The sequence below is a fragment of the Rahnella woolbedingensis genome (genome assembly GCF_003602095.1).
GTDB classification, from domain to species: domain Bacteria; phylum Pseudomonadota; class Gammaproteobacteria; order Enterobacterales; family Enterobacteriaceae; genus Rahnella; species Rahnella woolbedingensis.
Map to the genome: position 1 here is coordinate 176222 of NZ_RAHH01000010.1, position 17907 is coordinate 194128.

18 protein-coding genes and 1 pseudogene are annotated in these 17907 nt (G+C 46.3%); 11 read left to right on the forward strand and 8 right to left on the reverse strand.

Going from position 1 to position 17907, the window contains the following annotated elements; all coding sequences use genetic code 11:
* Window positions 1-11: 11 nt before the first annotated feature.
* The 3 genes from acrB (at window position 12) to ykgO (ending at window position 3699) form a co-directional block, all read left to right on the forward strand.
* A complete protein-coding gene (acrB, locus tag D6C13_RS10715) occupies window positions 12-3164 on the forward strand; it encodes a multidrug efflux RND transporter permease subunit AcrB (RefSeq protein WP_120132736.1) in 3153 nt (1050 codons plus the stop codon).
* A 119-nt stretch (window positions 3165-3283) separates the two neighbouring features.
* Window positions 3284-3538 (forward strand): type B 50S ribosomal protein L31, encoded by a 255-nt coding sequence (locus tag D6C13_RS10720; RefSeq protein WP_015698298.1) that lies wholly within the window; start codon window positions 3284-3286, stop codon window positions 3536-3538.
* Window positions 3539-3558: 20 nt separating this feature from the next.
* A complete protein-coding gene (ykgO, locus tag D6C13_RS10725) occupies window positions 3559-3699 on the forward strand; it encodes a type B 50S ribosomal protein L36 (protein ID WP_072034012.1) in 141 nt (46 codons plus the stop codon).
* Window positions 3700-3826: 127 nt separating this feature from the next.
* Here the strand turns inward: ykgO and D6C13_RS10730 are convergent, their stop codons facing one another.
* The 3 genes from D6C13_RS10730 to D6C13_RS10740 are packed head-to-tail and all read right to left on the reverse strand — an operon-like array spanning window position 3827 to window position 6313.
* Window positions 3827-4705 (reverse strand): metal ABC transporter substrate-binding protein, encoded by an 879-nt coding sequence (locus tag D6C13_RS10730; protein ID WP_120132737.1) that lies wholly within the window; start codon window positions 4703-4705, stop codon window positions 3827-3829.
* A gap of 25 nt (window positions 4706-4730) precedes the next feature.
* On the reverse strand, window positions 4731-5588 hold the full coding sequence (locus tag D6C13_RS10735) for a metal ABC transporter permease (RefSeq protein WP_120132738.1): 858 nt from the start codon (window positions 5586-5588) through the stop codon (window positions 4731-4733).
* Window positions 5585-6313, reverse strand: a complete 729-nt coding sequence (locus D6C13_RS10740) for a metal ABC transporter ATP-binding protein (protein ID WP_208642879.1) — start codon at window positions 6311-6313, stop codon at window positions 5585-5587. Before D6C13_RS10740 ends, D6C13_RS10735 begins: the two co-directional genes overlap by 4 nt.
* 385 nt (window positions 6314-6698) lie before the next feature.
* On the opposite strand from D6C13_RS10740, the gene D6C13_RS10745 reads away from it, so the two are divergent.
* The 3 genes from D6C13_RS10745 to D6C13_RS10755 all read left to right on the forward strand — a co-directional run bounded on the left by D6C13_RS10745 (window position 6699) and on the right by D6C13_RS10755 (window position 7910).
* Window positions 6699-7052, forward strand: a complete 354-nt coding sequence (locus D6C13_RS10745; RefSeq protein WP_120132740.1) for a hypothetical protein — start codon at window positions 6699-6701, stop codon at window positions 7050-7052.
* Window positions 7053-7292: 240 nt separating this feature from the next.
* Complete coding sequence (tomB, locus tag D6C13_RS10750) at window positions 7293-7661, forward strand: Hha toxicity modulator TomB (RefSeq protein WP_104923047.1); 369 nt, start codon at window positions 7293-7295, stop codon at window positions 7659-7661.
* A 45-nt stretch (window positions 7662-7706) separates the two neighbouring features.
* Window positions 7707-7910, forward strand: coding sequence for an HHA domain-containing protein (locus D6C13_RS10755; protein ID WP_056771138.1), 204 nt, complete (start codon window positions 7707-7709; stop codon window positions 7908-7910).
* A gap of 82 nt (window positions 7911-7992) precedes the next feature.
* Here D6C13_RS10755 and D6C13_RS10760 read toward each other — a convergent pair whose 3' ends face one another.
* Window positions 7993-8943 carry a LysR family transcriptional regulator gene (locus tag D6C13_RS10760; RefSeq protein ID WP_244212676.1) on the reverse strand — a complete coding sequence of 317 codons (951 nt, stop codon included), beginning with the start codon at window positions 8941-8943 and terminating at the stop codon, window positions 7993-7995.
* A gap of 137 nt (window positions 8944-9080) precedes the next feature.
* Between D6C13_RS10760 and D6C13_RS10765 the strand changes: the two genes are divergently transcribed.
* Window positions 9081-10862: an adenine deaminase gene (locus D6C13_RS10765; protein WP_120132741.1), complete on the forward strand. Its 1782-nt coding sequence runs from the start codon at window positions 9081-9083 to the stop codon at window positions 10860-10862.
* A gap of 83 nt (window positions 10863-10945) precedes the next feature.
* On the forward strand, window positions 10946-12295 hold the full coding sequence (locus tag D6C13_RS10770) for an NCS2 family permease (RefSeq protein ID WP_120132742.1): 1350 nt from the start codon (window positions 10946-10948) through the stop codon (window positions 12293-12295).
* Between the two features lie 288 nt (window positions 12296-12583).
* Here the strand turns inward: D6C13_RS10770 and D6C13_RS10775 are convergent, their stop codons facing one another.
* A complete protein-coding gene (locus D6C13_RS10775) occupies window positions 12584-13210 on the reverse strand; it encodes an XRE family transcriptional regulator (protein ID WP_120132743.1) in 627 nt (208 codons plus the stop codon).
* 108 nt (window positions 13211-13318) lie between these two features.
* Between D6C13_RS10775 and D6C13_RS10780 the strand changes: the two genes are divergently transcribed.
* Genes D6C13_RS10780 through D6C13_RS10790 form a run of 3 tightly spaced genes read left to right on the forward strand, consistent with a single transcriptional unit; the run spans window position 13319 to window position 14725 of the window.
* Window positions 13319-13576, forward strand: a complete 258-nt coding sequence (locus D6C13_RS10780; RefSeq protein WP_120132744.1) for a helix-turn-helix domain-containing protein — start codon at window positions 13319-13321, stop codon at window positions 13574-13576.
* Between the two features lie 5 nt (window positions 13577-13581).
* A complete protein-coding gene (locus D6C13_RS10785; protein ID WP_120132745.1) occupies window positions 13582-14355 on the forward strand; it encodes a hypothetical protein in 774 nt (257 codons plus the stop codon).
* Between the two features lie 10 nt (window positions 14356-14365).
* The gene (locus D6C13_RS10790) at window positions 14366-14725 is read left to right on the forward strand and encodes a hypothetical protein (RefSeq protein WP_120132746.1); all 360 of its coding nucleotides are present in this window, start codon (window positions 14366-14368) and stop codon (window positions 14723-14725) included.
* Window positions 14726-14791: 66 nt separating this feature from the next.
* On the opposite strand, the gene D6C13_RS10795 is transcribed toward D6C13_RS10790, so the two are convergent.
* From D6C13_RS10795 to D6C13_RS10805, 3 genes and pseudogenes are all read right to left on the reverse strand, one after another.
* Window positions 14792-15358, reverse strand: coding sequence for a recombinase family protein (locus D6C13_RS10795; RefSeq protein ID WP_120132747.1), 567 nt, complete (start codon window positions 15356-15358; stop codon window positions 14792-14794).
* A 252-nt stretch (window positions 15359-15610) separates the two neighbouring features.
* The gene (locus D6C13_RS10800; protein WP_147408179.1) at window positions 15611-16528 is read right to left on the reverse strand and encodes a hypothetical protein; all 918 of its coding nucleotides are present in this window, start codon (window positions 16526-16528) and stop codon (window positions 15611-15613) included.
* A gap of 715 nt (window positions 16529-17243) precedes the next feature.
* A pseudogene (locus tag D6C13_RS10805) lies at window positions 17244-17907 on the reverse strand (DEAD/DEAH box helicase); the annotation flags it as partial.

The following is a 17907-nucleotide window of genomic DNA, read 5'->3' on the forward strand; positions in this document are numbered from 1 at the left end:
GCCGGTAATTCATGGCTAAGTTTTTTATAGATCGTCCCATCTTTGCATGGGTAATTGCGATCATCATCATGTTGGCAGGGGGATTGGCAATACTTAAATTGCCAATCGCACAGTATCCAACCGTTGCACCACCAGCGATTCAGCTGACAGCAACCTATCCGGGCGCGGATGCGCAGACCGTACAGGATACCGTTACTCAGGTTATTGAACAGAACATGAACGGTATCGACAACATGATGTACATGGCGTCGACCAGTGATTCATCAGGTACTGTTCAGATTACCCTGACCTTTGCTTCCGGTACTGACGCGGATATCGCGCAGGTACAGGTTCAGAACAAACTGCAGCTGGCAACACCCTTGCTGCCGCAGGAAGTTCAGCAACAGGGTATTTCGGTAGAGAAATCGAGCAGCAGCTTCCTGATGGTAGCGGGCTTTATTTCCAATAACGGTTCAATGACCCAGGATGATATCGCCGACTATGTAGGTTCCAACATCAAGGATCCTATCAGCCGTACTCCGGGTGTCGGTGACGTTCAGCTGTTCGGTGCTCAGTACGCGATGCGTATCTGGATGGATCCGAGCAAACTGAATAACTACCAGCTGACGCCGGTCGATGTTATTAACGCCATCAAAGTTCAGAACAACCAGATTGCAGCAGGTCAGCTCGGTGGTACTCCACCGGTTCCGGGCCAGCAGCTGAACTCCTCTATCGTGGCGCAGACCCGTCTGAAGTCACCCGATGAATTCGGTAAAATCATTCTGAAAGTAAATCAGGATGGTTCCCAGGTTCGTCTGAAAGATGTGGCTAAAATCGAACTTGGTGGTGAAAACTACGACGTTATTGCCCGTTTCAACGGACAACCAGCGTCAGGTTTGGGTATCAAACTGGCGACCGGTGCGAACGCCCTGAACACCGCGGCTTCGGTTAAAGCCACGCTGAATAAGCTGCAGCCGTTCTTCCCGGCTGGCCTGGAAATTGTTTATCCATACGACACCACGCCATTCGTAAAAATCTCGATTAAAGAAGTAGGTAAAACGCTGTTCGAGGCCATCGTCCTGGTATTCCTGGTCATGTTCTTGTTCCTGCAAAACTTCCGTGCAACGCTTATCCCGACCATTGCGGTTCCGGTGGTCTTGCTCGGTACCTTTGCAATTCTGGCGGCGTTTGGCTATTCGATAAACACCCTGACGATGTTCGGGATGGTGCTCGCGATAGGCTTGCTCGTCGATGACGCCATCGTCGTCGTCGAGAACGTCGAACGCGTTATGGTCGAAGATGGCCTGCCTCCGAAAGAAGCCACCAAAAAATCCATGGAGCAGATCCAGGGGGCATTGGTCGGTATCGCGATGGTGCTGTCCGCAGTATTCATCCCGATGGCCTTCTTCGGTGGTTCTACCGGTGTTATCTACCGTCAGTTCTCCATCACCATCGTTTCTGCCATGGTGCTGTCCGTTCTGGTCGCGATGATCCTGACGCCTGCACTTTGTGCGACCATGCTTAAGCCGGTTGCCAAAGGTGAGCATCACGAGAAAAAAGGTTTCTTCGGCTGGTTTAACAAGAAATTCGACCAAAGTACGCACCACTACACCGACAGCATAGGTAACATTCTGCGCAGCACCGGTCGTTATCTGGTGATTTATCTGCTGATCGTAGTCGGCATGGCATTCCTGTTTATCCGCCTGCCAACCTCCTTCCTGCCGGAAGAAGACCAGGGTGTATTCCTGACCATGGCGCAGTTGCCAGCAGGTGCAACCCAGGAACGCACGCAGAAAGTGCTCGATGAAGTGACCGATTACTATCTGAATAAAGAAAAAGCTAACGTAAACTCCGTGTTTACGGTTAACGGCTTTGGCTTCGCAGGTCGTGGTCAGAACACCGGTATTGCGTTCGTCAGTCTAAAAGACTGGTCTGAACGTAGTGGTTCCGAGAACAAAGTTCCTGCGATTGCAGGACGTGCGATGCATGCCTTCGCCGGCATCAAAGATGCACTGGTGTTCCCGTTCAACTTACCGGCAATTGTTGAGTTAGGTACGGCGACAGGCTTCGACTTCCAGCTGGTTGACCAGGCTAACCTTGGGCATGACAAACTGACACAAGCACGTAACCAGTTGCTGGGCATGGTTGCTCAACATCCGGACTTGCTGACTCAGGTTCGTCCTAACGGTCTGGAAGATACGCCTCAGTTCAAAATCGAAATTGATCAGGAAAAAGCAACGGCACTTGGCGTTTCAATTTCCGACATCAACACCACTTTGGGTGCTTCGATTGGTGGTAGCTACGTCAACGACTTCATCGACCGTGGTCGCGTGAAGAAAGTGTACGTTCAGGCTGAAAATAAATACCGTATGTTGCCGTCAGACATCAATAACTTGTATGTCCGTGGCAGCGCAGGCCAGATGGTGCCGTTCTCCGCATTCTCCAGTGCGAAATGGGAATACGGTTCACCGCGTCTGGAACGCTATAACGGTTTGCCATCCATGGAAATTCTGGGTCAGCCAGCTCCGGGCAAAAGTTCGGGTGCAGCGATGGCGATGATGGAGTCTCTGGCTTCCAAACTGCCAAACGGTATCGGCTATGACTGGACCGGTCTGTCCTATCAGGAACGTTTGTCAGGGAACCAGGCTCCGGCCTTATATGCTATCTCCCTGATTGTCGTATTCCTGTGTCTGGCAGCGTTGTACGAAAGCTGGTCAATACCGTTCTCGGTCATGCTGGTGGTTCCGCTCGGGGTTGTGGGTGCGCTTCTGGCAGCAACGATGCGCGGCCTCAGTAACGACGTTTACTTCCAGGTAGGCCTGCTGACCACCATTGGATTGTCCGCGAAGAACGCCATATTGATTGTCGAATTCGCCAAAGACCTGATGGACAAAGAAGGTAAGGGTCTGATCGAATCCACGCTTGAAGCGGTTCGTATGCGTCTTCGTCCGATACTGATGACCTCACTGGCCTTTATCCTCGGTGTAATGCCGCTGGTAATCAGCACCGGTGCAGGTTCCGGTTCTCAGAACGCCGTAGGTACAGGCGTAATGGGCGGGATGATCACAGCGACACTGCTGGCGATCTTCTTTGTTCCCGTCTTCTTCGTGGTGGTTCGTCGCCGCTTCGGTAAGAAGAACGAGGATATCGAACATACGCATAAACCAGAGCATCCGACGCTGTAACGGATCCTCAACCTGACGAAAGGCCGCTTATGCGGCCTTTTTTTTCGCCTGAGTCTTGAACCGGAAAACAGATGGGTGCATACTAATTGTTATAGTATAACATAACAAATTGAGGCAATATGAAACCCGCTATCCATCCTGCATATCGCACCGTGGTTTTTCACGACACCAGTGCTGATGAGTACTTCAAGGTCGGTTCAACTATCTCGACAGACCGCACCATTGAACTGGAAGGGGCCACCTACCCTTACATCACGATTGAAGTTTCTTCCGCTTCCCACCCGTATTACACCGGTAAGCAGAAAGAGTATTCAAAAGAAGGCAGCACCGCGCGATTCAATCAACGCTTCGGCAGCTTCCTCGGTAAGAAGTAAACAACATCAGGGAAATTGTTATGCAGGTTCTGAGTTCATTACGTTCAGCGAAAAAACGTCATCCGGATTGTCGCGTAGTGCGCCGTAAAGGCCGCGTCTATGTGATCTGTAAAAGTAATCCGCGTTTTAAAGCAGTCCAGGGCAAAAAGAAGAAGCGTTAATTCCGCGCCTTTTCGTTACGCCTGTCCTAAAAAAACAAAAGCCCCGCCGCTTGCCCGACGGGGCTTTTTCTTATGTTTAGACATGATGTAAAACCTCCTCACAGATAAACCGCGAGGAGGGAAAATCTTATTTCATACTGGCAACAATCGTCTCAACGTTATGCTTGAACGCTTTGATGTACGTCGTCGCCGGGCCTTGCGGACCTGAAAGCGCTTCAGGATACAGTTCTCCGCCAGGTTGCGCGCCACTCGCCGCAGCAATCTGTTTCACCAGACGGGGATCGGTCTGGTTTTCGATGAAGTAAGTTTTCACTTTCTCCGCTTTGATCTGCTTAATCAGCGAAGCCACACCGCTGGCACTGGCTTCAGCTTCGGTTGAGAAACCCACAGGCGCCATAAAGCTGACGTGATATTCCTGACCAAAATAACCAAAGGCATCATGGCTGGTCAGCACTTTACGTTTTGATTGGGGAATGCCGGTGAATTCCGTTTTTGCCCAGGCATCCAGTTTTTGCAGTTGCTCAATGTAGGCCGTGCCGCGCTGACGGAAATAGTCAGCATCTTCCGGATCGGCTTTGATCAGCGCATTCATCACATTGGTCGCATAAATCACGCCATTCGCCATGCTGTTCCAGGCGTGAGGGTCGGTGATTTGTTTGCCGTCTTCTTCCATTTTGCGGGAATTAACGCCTTCCGACGCCGTCACTAAATGACCTTTATAACCGGAAGCCGTCACCAGACGATCAATCCAACCTTCCAGCCCTAACCCACTGACGAAAACGACATCAGACGCGTTAATCGCCTTACTGTCTTTTGGCGAAGGCTCAAAACTGTGCGGATCACCGTCCGGCCCGACTAACGTCGTGACTTTCACGTGTTCGCCACCCACCTCCTGAACGATATCCCCGAGAATGGAAAAACTGGCGACCGCTTCGACGGTTTTCGCCATGGCCAGCGGGCTCGACAGCAGGGCAGCGACTGCGAGTGATACAGGTAATACTTTCATCATGTCCCCTTAATTGTGGTACTGCTTACGTTCGCGAGGCAGTTAACATCCCGCCACGCTTTCCAAATAAAACTGAAATAAAGAAGATCACCGTGGCGCTGAGTACGATCGCCGGACCCGCGGGCAGTGAAGCGTAGTAAGACCAGATAAGCCCGACGACGCTGGCAATCACGCCGATAATCATGGCGCTCAGCAAGGTATGGGGTAAATCCTGCGCCCAGAAACGCGCACTTGCCGCAGGTAACATCATCAAACCGACCGACATCAGTGTGCCGAGGATCTGGAAACCGGCGACAAGGTTCACGACCACCAGCGCCAGGAAAATCCCGTGTATCGCTGCCAGCCATTTTCCCGCGCTGACGCGTAAAAACAGCGAATCAAAAGATTCAATGACCAGAGCGCGATAAATGCAGGCGAGTACCAGCAATGACACACTGGTAATTATGCCGACCATAATCATGGCGGAAGAATCGATAGCGAGAATGGAGCCAAACAGAACGTGCAGAAGGTCAACACTCGAGCCGCGCAGGGAAACCAGTGTGACACCCAGCGCGAGCGAGCCCAGATAGAAACCGGCGAAACTGGCATCTTCCTTGAGTTGCGTCCGGCGGCTTACCAGCCCGGATAGCATCGCAACCGCCAGTCCTGCAATAAAACCGCCGATCCCCATGGCGACCAGCGACATTCCCGATATCAGATATCCGATAGCCGCACCCGGTAATACGGCGTGGGATAGTGCGTCTCCTACCAGACTCATGCGGCGTAATAGCAGGAAAACCCCCAGAGGCGTGGCGCTGATGGATAATGCTATGCAGGCAATTAACGCCCGGCGCATGAAACCAAACTCAATAAAGGGGTCGGCCAGCAAATGGAAAAGCATCATGAATTGGCGACTCCCGCCACAAGAGAAAAAGGTTCGGTCGAAATACAGGCATGTGCCTGATGCGGGAAGTGTCCCAGCACGTCGTGGGCAGTTCCCCACAAATTCTGCTGCGCGCTGAGATAAAGCACATGAGGAAAATGCCGGGCAACCATTGAGATATCATGTAAAACCGCAATGACGGTTTTTCCTTCCTGATGCCACTGGGCAATGACCTTGAGCAGAAGATCCGTTGTCTGGGTATCAATGCCGGTAAAGGGTTCATCAAGCATGATCAGAGGCGCCTGTTGCACCAGTAAACGCGCGAATAAAGTGCGTTGCAGCTGGCCACCGGAAAGCGACCCAACGGGCAAATGCGACATTTCTGTCATCCCGACCGTCTCCAGCGCCTTCGCCACGGCGTCAGCTGACTGCTGATTTATACCGCCAAAAAGTCCGCTCTGTGGCCAACATCCCATCGCGACCAGATCGAATACGCTGATCGGAAAACCGCGATCCAGTTCGGCCTGCTGTGGCAAATAGGCCAGACGCGGACGCAGGTTTGCGCTGAATGTAATATTGCCCGTAACCGCCTGCTGAAGGCCTGCCAGCGTTTTAAGGAAAGTCGATTTACCCGCCCCGTTGGCCCCGATAACCGCTGTGAGTGAACCGGCAAGAAATTGCCCGCTGATTGGCATCGCGACCGCCCGGCGGTCATAGCCGACTTCAACATTATTAACAAAAATCATGGTAGTGAAATTGCCCAGTAAATTGCGGCCCATAAGACAGCGAGCACAGCCAGCACGGCAAGACAGCGCGCTGGCGAAGATAGTGTAAAGAGTGTTTTGGTCATAGCCCCTCCATTCGTTACAATATAACATCACATAGTGCATTTTGTATCAAGACGTGAACTGTTTCGATTTTTTACCGGATGCCCTCCCCCGGGTCGTGAAGGCGCATCTGTGGCAAAGTAAAATTGTCAGAAAAGGGTAAAATTTGATGAATATTAGCTAATTACCATTACAATCAGAAAGTTATGATTTTTCCGCATTACAACTTTTTTTCTTTTCTCAAAACACATCCCCATAAAAGTATGCAATAATAGAAAGGTATAGAGTCCAAAGGCGAAAACCGGTGAAAAAATTTATCCCCTACCCTATTAATGGGGAAAATCTGACACCTTCAGATTTGATACAGATTATTGAACGTTATTTATCTGAAATTGAAGAACCCTTAATTGGTGATTTAACTTATTTATCAGAAAATGCACGTTATGAACCGAATTCTTTGCAAATCGTGTCAATCGCTGCAGTCGGTGAAAATTGTTATTCGATGAACTACCAGTTCACATGGACGATTTTCAACGGTTGCCTGGACATTAATGCCAATGAGTTTTTGACGCAAAGTGTCACATTCCTTGTTAAACCTCAGGGCCTGGAGTTTGATATTATTGATTTGTTCAAAGGTTCAACTGCTGAAGAATTGTAAGTTTGAGTAATACGTTTGCGCAGCTTTCTAAAAATGAATTATATTTAAATTATCCGTTCCAAATAAGTCCGGAAAAGTCCATCTCAAAGACTGCGATTGTCTTTGATGTATAGATCAGTTCATAGCGTTATCAGTTCATAGCGTTTTAGTAGTGAGAGCCGTTTTCTGTAAGCCATCAAGTTTTGTTGTTTACTCACAGAGTGTTGTCAACACCGAATAAACCATTACGGAGGGGATGATATGGATGAGTACTCGCCTAAGCGGCACGATATCGCTCAGTTACGCTACCTGAATGAAATGCTCTACGATGAAGGCATCGCGACACTGGGTGACAGTCACCACGGTTGGGTCAACGACCCCACTTCAGCTGTTAACCTGCAGCTCAACGAACTGATTGAGCACATCGCATCCTTTGTGATGAGCTTTAAAATAAAGTATCCGGATGATACCCATTTAAGTGATCTGGTTGAAGAGTATCTGGATGATACCTACACCTTGTTCAGTAATTATGGAATTAACGATTCTGATTTACGCCAATGGCAAAAGACCAAGAAGCGATTATTCAGAATGTTCTCAGGGGACTACATCTGTACCCTAATGAAGACTTGAGTAATAATTTATATGCAGTCATCAGATAAAAATGAAAAGGCTAAGATGAACAAAATCGACTATTTGATGCGTTTAAGAAAATGCACCACAATTGATACACTTGAACGTGTCATTGAGAAAAATAAGTATGAACTCTCCGACGACGAGCTGGAATTGTTTTACTCGGCGGCCGACCATCGTTTAGCGGAGCTGACGATGAACAAGCTGTACGATAAAATCCCGGTAGCAGTCTGGAAATTCGTACGCTGACAGACAGAGTCAGGTCGAAATACCTTTCGGCCTGACGCTCATATTTCGTACAAAATAACTTAAGCGATTTTTAACTATTTTTTCAGATATTTCTTTCTGCTTTCTCTTTGATTTGCCGGTGAAATGTTTGCAAAAGAAACTGGAAACATTGTTCCGTTTTAGGCGAACGCAATGGCGCTGGCTTACGCATCATCGCGACCGTTCGGCTCAATGTCGGTTGCTGTAAATGAATCACTGTTAATTCATTATCATTAAGTGTTGCAGTATATAACTCAGGCAATATCGCTAATGCCAGACGCGAACGCACTAACCCGTATAACGTCTCCTGAAAGTCTACGCGATAACTCACACGCAAATTCAGTCTGTGGCTTTCTATTAACGAAGTCACCAGTCGGCTGACATTCCCTTTAGAAAACAATGCAATATCCCTTTTAACCAGTTGCCTCCAGGGAATATTATGCCCCTCTGATAACGGGTCATCCCGGCGGACAACCGCCACGAAAGGGTCTTCCAGTAACGGATATATCGCAACAGAATCCGGCACAGTGCTGTCAGTCGCACCGATACCAAAATCGACAGAACCGTTCTCCAGTTCCAGTAATAATGCATCATTCGTGAGGTCATGGAATTCCACACGCATATCAGGGAAATATTCCGATAATAACTGCGGGACTGCGGGAAATAACAACGTGCTGACTGAGGGGACTAATCCAATACGTAAAGTTCCATCCCCCCCCTGTTGCATGATTTGTTGCATATCATCGAAGGCACTATGCGCCGTATTCAGTAGTCGTTCGGCATAAGGCAGAACCGCTTCTCCCTGTTCGGTGAGACTCACGCCCTGCGCTGTGCGGTTTAATAATTTCCCCCCTAACACTAATTCAATTTGCCGCAGTGCACTGCTCAACGCTGGCTGACTGATCGCCAGACGGTTCGCCGTTTCAGTGAAACTGCGTAACTGCGCCAGGGTCACAAAGTATTGAATTTGCTTCAGGGAGAGCGCAGGCAACCGACGCCAGGGTTCAGACATAATATTCAGAGATCCCGCTAAAAATAGAAAACGTTTGCTCAGCATAACCGCATCTTATAAACGGATAAAATAATTCATCTGTGCAAAGTTGTTTCCTCTCCCTACATTAGCCCAATCACTCTGCAAATTCGGATACTGACATGACTGAAAACATTGCTCCGTTACCTCAGCGCCAGCGCGCAGTTCAGGCTGCACTGGGGAAAATTCCTTTTGATCGTCTGCTGATTAACGCAAACGTTATCGATATGGTGACAGGAGAAATTCGTGAAGCAGATGTCGGGATCACTGGCAACATGATTGCCAGCGTCCACCCGCGCGGAAAATTTTCTCAGGCAGAAAATGTTGATGACTTAATCGGTCACTATCTTTCACCGGGACTTATCGACACTCATGTGCATATCGAAAGCTCACACCTTTCACCGGAAAAATACGCCGAGATTGTCGTCGCTCAGGGGACGACCACCGTATTCTGGGACCCGCATGAACTGGCAAACGTGCTGGGCGTCGCCGGTGTGCAGTATGCCGTGCAGTCGAGCCGCAATCTGCCTCTGAGAGTCATTTGCGCGGCACCTTCCAGTGTCCCTTCTACTCCTGGTCTGGAAATGTCCGGTGCTGACTTTAACGGTCAGGAAATGCAAACGATGCTGAGCTGGCCGGAGGTCGCTGGCGTTGCAGAAGTCATGGATATGCACGGTGTCATTAATGGCAGCGGACGGATGCTGGAAATTCTCGAAGCCGGTTTAAACAGCGGAAAGCTAATCGAAGGTCATGCCCGCGGACTGAAAGATGAACAGCTTCAGGCCTATCTGGCGGCTGGCGTCACTTCCGATCACGAACTGACCTCTGCTGAAGATGCTCTGGAGAAACTGCGTGCCGGGCTGACACTGCAAATCCGCGGTTCACATCCTTATCTTCTGCCGGATATCGCCGCCGCTTTACAGGCGCTGCCACACCTTTCCTCACAAATTACGCTATGTACTGATGATGTTCCGCCCGACCACCTGCTGGAAAAAGGTGGCCTGATTGCATTAGTGAAACTGCTGATTTCATACGGACTACGGGTTGAAGATGTACTAAGAATGGCGACGTTCAACGCCGCAATCCGTATGCAGCGTTCTGATTTAGGACTGATTGCAGCGGGACGTACGGCAGATATCATCGCGTTTGATTCGCTGGAAAATCTGCATCCCCGCGCGGTTTACGTAGCAGGAAACTGTGTGGCAAAAGAGAGCAAACTTCTCTTTACGCCGGCGGCTGCGAGCGGCGTTACGCCTCCCCGTAATACGATGCGTCTCAGCCCCCTGAGTGCGGAAGACTTCTGCATGAAAATTGCGGGTCTGAAAAACGGCAAAGCACGCCTGCGCAATATCAAAGGCGCGCGCTTCACACAGTGGAGCGAAGTGACCGTAGATGTCAGAGACGGCGTCGTACAACTCCCTGAAGGCTTCAGCCTGATTTGGGTACAGCACCGTCACGGAAGGCATGATGCCACGCCAAAAATGGCATTGCTGGAAGGCTGGGGTGAACTGCGCGGCGCGATTGCCACTTCCTACTCGCACGATTCCCATAATCTGGTGGTACTGGGACGCTCACCCGCGGACATGGTTGTGGCGGCGAATCAGCTTATTTCCAGCGGCGGCGGAATGGCACTCAGTCAGAACGGCACATTACTGGCAAAAGTCGACATGCCCATTGCCGGAATGCTTTCTGAATTGCCGGCGGAGCAGCTGGCTGAACAGTTTAAAAATCTGCGTGAACTCAGCGCACGGATAGCCGACTGGGAACCGCCTTACCGCGTGTTTAAAGCCATCGAGGGGACATGTCTGGCGTGTAATGCCGGGCCGCATCTGACTGATTTAGGCCTCACTGACGGCGGATTGCGTGAAATTGTCGACCCGGTTCTGGAAATCTGGCCGGAATAAGTCTGAAACGCCCGGCATCAAGCTGGATGCAAAAATGATAGCAAACAAAACATTATAAAAATTATTGTCAGGGGAATTTAAGCATGTCTGAAAGTTCTGTAAAAAATATCACCACCCCCACGCGTGAAAGCTGGTTGCAGCGACGCTTTCATTTGCATCAGCGCCAGACCAGAGTGAAAACCGAATGTCTGGCAGGGATCACCGGATTTCTCGCCGCCGCGTATTTGCTGGTGGTGATCCCCGGTTTGCTGGCGGTAAGCGGGATGGACAAAGGTGCGGTGACAACCGGTGTGATCCTGGTGTTTGTTCTGGGTTCACTATTAATGGCGTTCTACGCTAACCTGCCGTTTATGGTCGGCCCTGGCATCGGCGGTTCCGTGCTGGTCGGCATCACGCTGGCGGGTGACGGCATCACCTGGCCCATCGCATTAGGTATTGCCTGCTGGTCGGGCATCTTATTCTTCGTGATGACCGTTTTTGGTCTGCGGGAAGTCGTCACCCGTTCCGTTCCGCAGTCCATCAAACTCGGGCTGACGGCATCAATTGGTATTTTCGTTGCCCTGCTCGGTTTTCGTAACGCCGGACTGGTAATGGCTAATGCCAAAACACATGCCCTGGCTTTAGGTGACTTTACCGCACCGGGTGCGCTGATTGCGCTGCTGGGCTTACTGATTGCCGTGGGATTACAGGCACGCAAAGTACCGGGAGCCATTCTCTGGGCCATTTTGCTGGCGACGGTGGCCGGTATCCCGTTCGGCGTGACCCATCTGCCCGATCAATGGATTTCCCTGCCCCACTCGATGGCTCCGCTGTTTGGCAAAGTCGATTTGATTGGCGCGATCAATATCGCTTTCCTGCCGTTCCTGTTCATTTTCTTTGCGTCAGAATTCTTCTCGACAATGGGCACAACTCTGGCCGTAGGCGGAGAAGCCGGATTGCTTGACGAAGAAGGCAATATGAAGAACATCAACCGCCCGTTTATGGTGGATTCTATTGCTGCCGCACTGGGTCCGATTGTAGGGATCCCTGCTGCAACGGCGCTGATAGAATCGTCAGCTGCCGCAGAGGCGGGCGGAAAAACAGGCCTGACGGCTCTCTCTGCCGCGGTGATGTTCCTGCTGATGCTGCTGTTCACACCGGTTGCACTGATGATCCCAAAAGAGGCGACGGCACCTGCGTTAATTCTGATTGGCCTGAATATGTTCAGTAATCTTCGCAAAGTTGATTTAGCGAATTTCACTGATGCCTTGCCGGTGCTGATGATGGTGATGATTACGTTGATTTCCAACAGTTTCGGTACCGGTATCGCCGGTGGTTTGCTGTTTTACATCATCATTAAAGTGGTGGCAGGAAAGGTCCGCGAAGTACCTTTAGGGCTTTATATACTCGCCATCCCGCTGGTGTATTACTTTGCGACGCTGGTTCATCATTAAAGGAAGTCGGTAAACAGTCAGTAAGCAAAGGGCGCGGAGAACGTGCCCTTTTTTATGGGCGCAGCTTGGCTAAGAGGGGGTGATGAATCAGGAATAAAAGGGAATGGATAAAACAGGGAGGCCTGAAATTGGTGGAGGCCCTGCCATCAGCCGTTAGTACTAAATTGTGTTGGTTAATCAATTGGTTATTGTTGTGGTGCAACAAAGCTAATGTACCACTCATAAAAGTACTATAACAGTACTGAATCGTGAGATTCACCCTTATCCTAATATTTGACGACGAACTTGTTATACACGGTTCAGTACTATCAAGGCTTCACCTAAAATCTCAAAAGTAGAAAGCGAGTCTTCTGTGATAATTATTTCATTGTATTTGATATTATCACTACATAAACTATACCCATCAGAAACTATCTGGATTCGCTTATATAAGTAGCTCCCCCCTTTACTCATCACAATCACTTTGCTGTCTTTAAGATGCTTTTGGCTTTGATCTATTATTAAAACACTACCGGTCGTAAACGTAGGTTCCATCACGTCGGTATCAACACGAAGAGCAGTGAGGTGTTCAGCGTTAACGTGGAGGGATGAGAATGCTTCAGCATCCAATAAAAGGAATTCACTGTTTTTATAAAAAGGAATTTTGAAAACTCTGCCGTTCTTCATTTCGTGTGCTGGTGCAAGCTCTGTCACCACAAACTCCTTGCCTGTAGCCAACCATTCCACGGAGACATTCCCAGCTTTAGCAAGCAATACAAGATTATCTAAGGTTGGGCTTGAGACAGCCTGAAGATAGTTATGCACTGTACTGTAACCAATACCCGCTTTCTTTGCGAAATCACGTCCAGACCCAGAAGGAACAATCGATTTCAGCCTCTCGCTAAATTGCACAATGCTCTCTTTCTTGTCAGCCATTTACGTCCCACAACTATTCAATTAAAGGAACTAATGTTCCTTATTATGATTTGACATGTACCTTATAATGATCAATTATATTCTCAATATAAGTAACGAGTGATCATTATGAGTATTCATAAAGAATCAGGATGTCAGAAAAAGGAGCAAAATGCCAGTACCGAGAATTGGCACAGAGCCGACATACTTGTAGCTATCAAGAAGAAAGGAGGAACACTAGCACAACTATCTAGGGCAAATGGGTTCCACGAAAGAACACTTTATAACGCACTTGAACGTCATTGGCCTAAAGGAGAGCAAATCATTGCCGATTTTATAGATGAGTCAGTACATCATATTTGGCCTGAAAGGTATAAAAAAGGATAATTACAGTGAATAAAGTTCTAAAAAGAGGCATTTACGGGATTTGGGGGATATTGCTTTGTTTAGCGGCACTGGAAAAGTTTGGGGATTTTTTCGCCGCAGGTACTGGTTTCTGGTCGGTAGTGGTGCTTTTTGCTGCTGGGGTTTGTCAGCTTGGTGCTGCCTTGGTCGCGATAAGCTGGGTTGTATTATCATTTGGAACCCTCAAAGAAAAGTACTTACCCTATAAATTTGTTAATAACTACACCGTTCCGGTACTGATTATTGGGCTTGCCATAGTTGCAAGTGTTGCCCGATCCTCAAGCGATGAACTCAGAGCAGAAAAACTTGGCTTTAAAGACGGCAAAGAGTTTTCTGTTGCTCGAAAAAACAACATAACAAATACTACCGATTACGCAAAGTATGAAGAAGAACAAAGAATTAAAGCAGCAGACAAGACCGCTCATGATGCGTTGCTTGCAGCTGAAAAAGAGCAGAAAGCAAAAGAAGAAGAGGCTCAATGCCTTGATGATGCTCATTGTTACGCGTCAAAACATAAAGCAGGGGATTACATATGTAAAGTTGCCGTTGAAAACTCTGCTCAGTACCAGTTTAAATGGACTGATGGAGTTCTTGAACCAAAGTTCTCTTCGTACAATTGGCAAGATAAAAATAGAAAATTAGTCACTCTTTACGGGCATAGGGCACAGGCTCAAAACGGTTTCGGTGCATTTAAAAATGTGGAGTACTCCTGCACGTTCAATGCAGATACTGGTGAAGTATTAAATGTGAATCTTCAATAAGGAAATACAATTGAAAAAATATTCAATGGCGGTACTTTTATCCTGCTGTTCAATTTCATCAATGGCGGCTGTACCTGATGGAAAAGTGGAGAAACCATTTGTTATTGATAATGAAGTGATTTGTCTAAAAGAGATTCAGCAGAAAATAACTCCTTTCATCAAGGCGTATGAGGAAGAAAAAGGGGTTAAGTACAAGTACATTGTTAAATCAGGTTTATCGTACAAAGATACCGTTGGGCTGCGGTTACAGATCAACCGTGTTGACTCAGGGCTGAATGTCCGAGTTGCTGATCTGGATTACTACTGGCTGCAGGAACGAGGTAGTATGTGCCAGCCAAGTTACTTAGTACTTGATAGATCAGAAAAATAATCTAGTTAGATATCGAAAGGATATATTTACAGCAATTTGTTATATATCCTCTGTTACCCCCTGCCGCTATATCAGTTCGGTAATCTTCATCTCTTTTTTGACACGAAAAACAGTAGCTCTACCACAATCGGCAAGTTTAGCTATTTCATCTGGGGAATACTTTTCTGTTTTAAGCATATCAATGATCTTAGTGTGAAGAGATTGATTCTTTTGCTTACCTTTGTACTTGCCAGCATCTTTAGCAATAGCAATCCCCTCATCACGACGAGATGCAATTATTCTACGTTCGAATTCAGCTACAGCCCCCATCATTGTAAGAATCAGCCGTGATGCTGGTGAATTGTCAAAGCTCATTGAGTTATCCAGGAACTTAACCGTAACGCCCTGCTCAATCATCTTATCAACTAGTTCAAGCAGATCCTTAGTATTACGGGCCAACCGGTCAATGGACTTTACGATAAACGTATCACCTTCTCTGAGGTGTGAAATCAACACTTGCAACTCAGGACGTTCGCTGGTGGATTTGCCTGATGCTTTTTCAGTTATAACTTTATCACAGGCAGGATTCAGTACAGAAAGCTGACGTTCAAGGTTCTGATCCTTTGTCGATACTCTCGCATACCCAAAAATCATTACTCTTCCCTTTTGTCTCATTTAGATATCTTGTATGATACAGTATCTTATAGATAGTTTCAAACTATAAATGATACTAATTGAGACAACCTTACGGAGTATCAGTAGGGAGTACCCAAATGCGATAGTACTTAAGGCTGAAACTGAATTCAACTTCAGCCTTAGTGGCAACCAAAGGCAGCATTTAAGCAATTATGATTGACTTTGAGGCGTCGAAATTTATGAAGTAATGATCAATGCTGAAATTTATTTTTAGGTTTTAAGTGTCATGGAATGTACGAAATATATCCATGAGTGGGACTTTTTGTTTTCATAGTTTTGAATAACTGATTTAACTCCATAGTAAAGACCGAAAGGATTTAACACGGTGGGAAGGGGTAAATTACTCACCACTGCTTCAAAACTACTTTTACCCATACTCGGTTTGATTTGCATAGCTAAATCCCATAGTGATGATTCCAAGGAAGAAGAAAGAACTCTATCTATAGGTTGTTCTTGGTTATCAACTGAGAAAAATTTTTGTCTAAACGCTTTAATATTTTTGTCTTCCCTAAGCTCTAATATTTGATCCCAACTTAACTCTTCAAAGTTTGGGACAAGTAGGCCAGTTGTAAATAATTTATCAACTTCAGGCACTTGCAATCCTGACTTCACCGCTTGTGCAACTACTGGTGCAAAATTTACGTGAAAGTCTTTGAATCTGTTTTTCAATAAAAAATTGAAGCCAAGATCAGAACGTATATCACCACCTACTATTGCCGCTGCTTTATACTCTTTATGATGATTATAGATCCCTATCTCTTCATCAATGAGATTTCTTCCCCAGGAGAATTTTGATATTTCACTGCTGTGAAATTCTAAGACATACTCTTGAGCTTCATTATGTGTCGCTTCTGGGTTTTCTACAACGTCCCATAAATCAACAAATAAGTCTTGAAATTTTTTGTTTTTAGAAAGCTTCAGCTTGTCTTTCAGATCTGTCTCTTCGCTTGAGAGAGTTGAAACGTATTCATGCAGGTTAGAAAATAAATCACGTTCTCCGATAGGACAGCCAAACCTATTAAAAATAATCCGGTCAAACAGTAAAGCATATCGCTTGTACATTGATGACGTACGAATATTTGATCGTCTAAAGTTCATTGAGTTAGAGAATGATGAATAGACTTCCATTTTTCACCTCAAAAGCTAATAGTCTAATAAAGGATACTCTACCAATAGGATCAAACACCATTTCATTTTTCGAGTCAACAATCATATGTATATAACCCAATGAATACAGGAGCCTGAGGATTTATCGAGCAGCAGGATTTGAACACGCAGTACTCGGATGCTTAGCGAACAAAACAGCATAGCTTTAATGAAAAAACTCTTCGCTATGGATAATAAAGTTCATTAAATTAACAAGATAGGTTGATTTCTCATGAATAGTTAAACCCTGCATTATTTCAGTAGGTGTAGGTCTCAGCAGGTTTTAGACTATCTTGATGAAATCTGACCTGTACTTCTATCCCCTAAGAACTTTTCTTTACTGCTCATTACAGGTTGTACGTGATATTTTGTGATCTTAGCTGCAATGTAGATCTTTAACTTGCTGGTGCTTTTATTATACCAAACAGGTCAGATATTAACTAATCGAGCTAAAAAATACTGTAATTTTATCTTGCATAGGTAATCCCTTGAAATTATGAGTTCGGTGATAATTAGTCTGGCTTTTGATTATTTGGCAATCTAAAGAGAAGTAATGTTAGCAGTGCCAATTACAAAAAATAATACTTCATTAATAAATTTAATTGATGAAACACTTTTAAATCAAAGCCCTACCGTTCGCACTAAACAAGCTGATCTATGAACGAAAGATAGAGCAAATATTAAAGTAAAACAACATTTAAAGTAATGCCTGTATCTCAAGCCAATACAATTGACTTTGCTTCACTTTTGATTTAATTCCCTCTCTATTAGAGATGTTTAATTGTGAATTTCCAGAATCAATTTTTAAATGACGTGGGAAATTATTTTTCAAGAACACAGCACAATGCCTTGAGAATCCCATAAATTGCAATTGCCAAACAACTGGATCATTCGATCCAAATTCTATGAACTGGGACCAATTAGCTCCAGGATTGCTCTCAAATATTAGCGATAGAAGCTGGCAGTAATGTGATATATAATTTTGCAGTTGATAACCCACCTTTAACTCAATATCCTTTATAGTATCATTTACTAACTTGGTTATATGAGTAGGATTGCCGGAATCAAATAACTCTCGAACTCCATTTGAAAAATATAATTCTCTCCTATTCGACTTATAATAAGATATTGCACCAGCGATGATTTCGCTTAATGAGTTACCATGCATCCATTTGGATAAAATAACTGCATAGTAGGTTATTGATTTAGAGTTAAGGCGGTTCAATCCTTTGCTATACTGATCTATCTGATAAAGGTCAAATATGAGCTCTAGTTTTCCCTTTATATCATCATGCGTAGGGTTCCATGATAACTTAAGATCATCGATAGAATAATTTTTTATTTTATTAAATGCATTATGT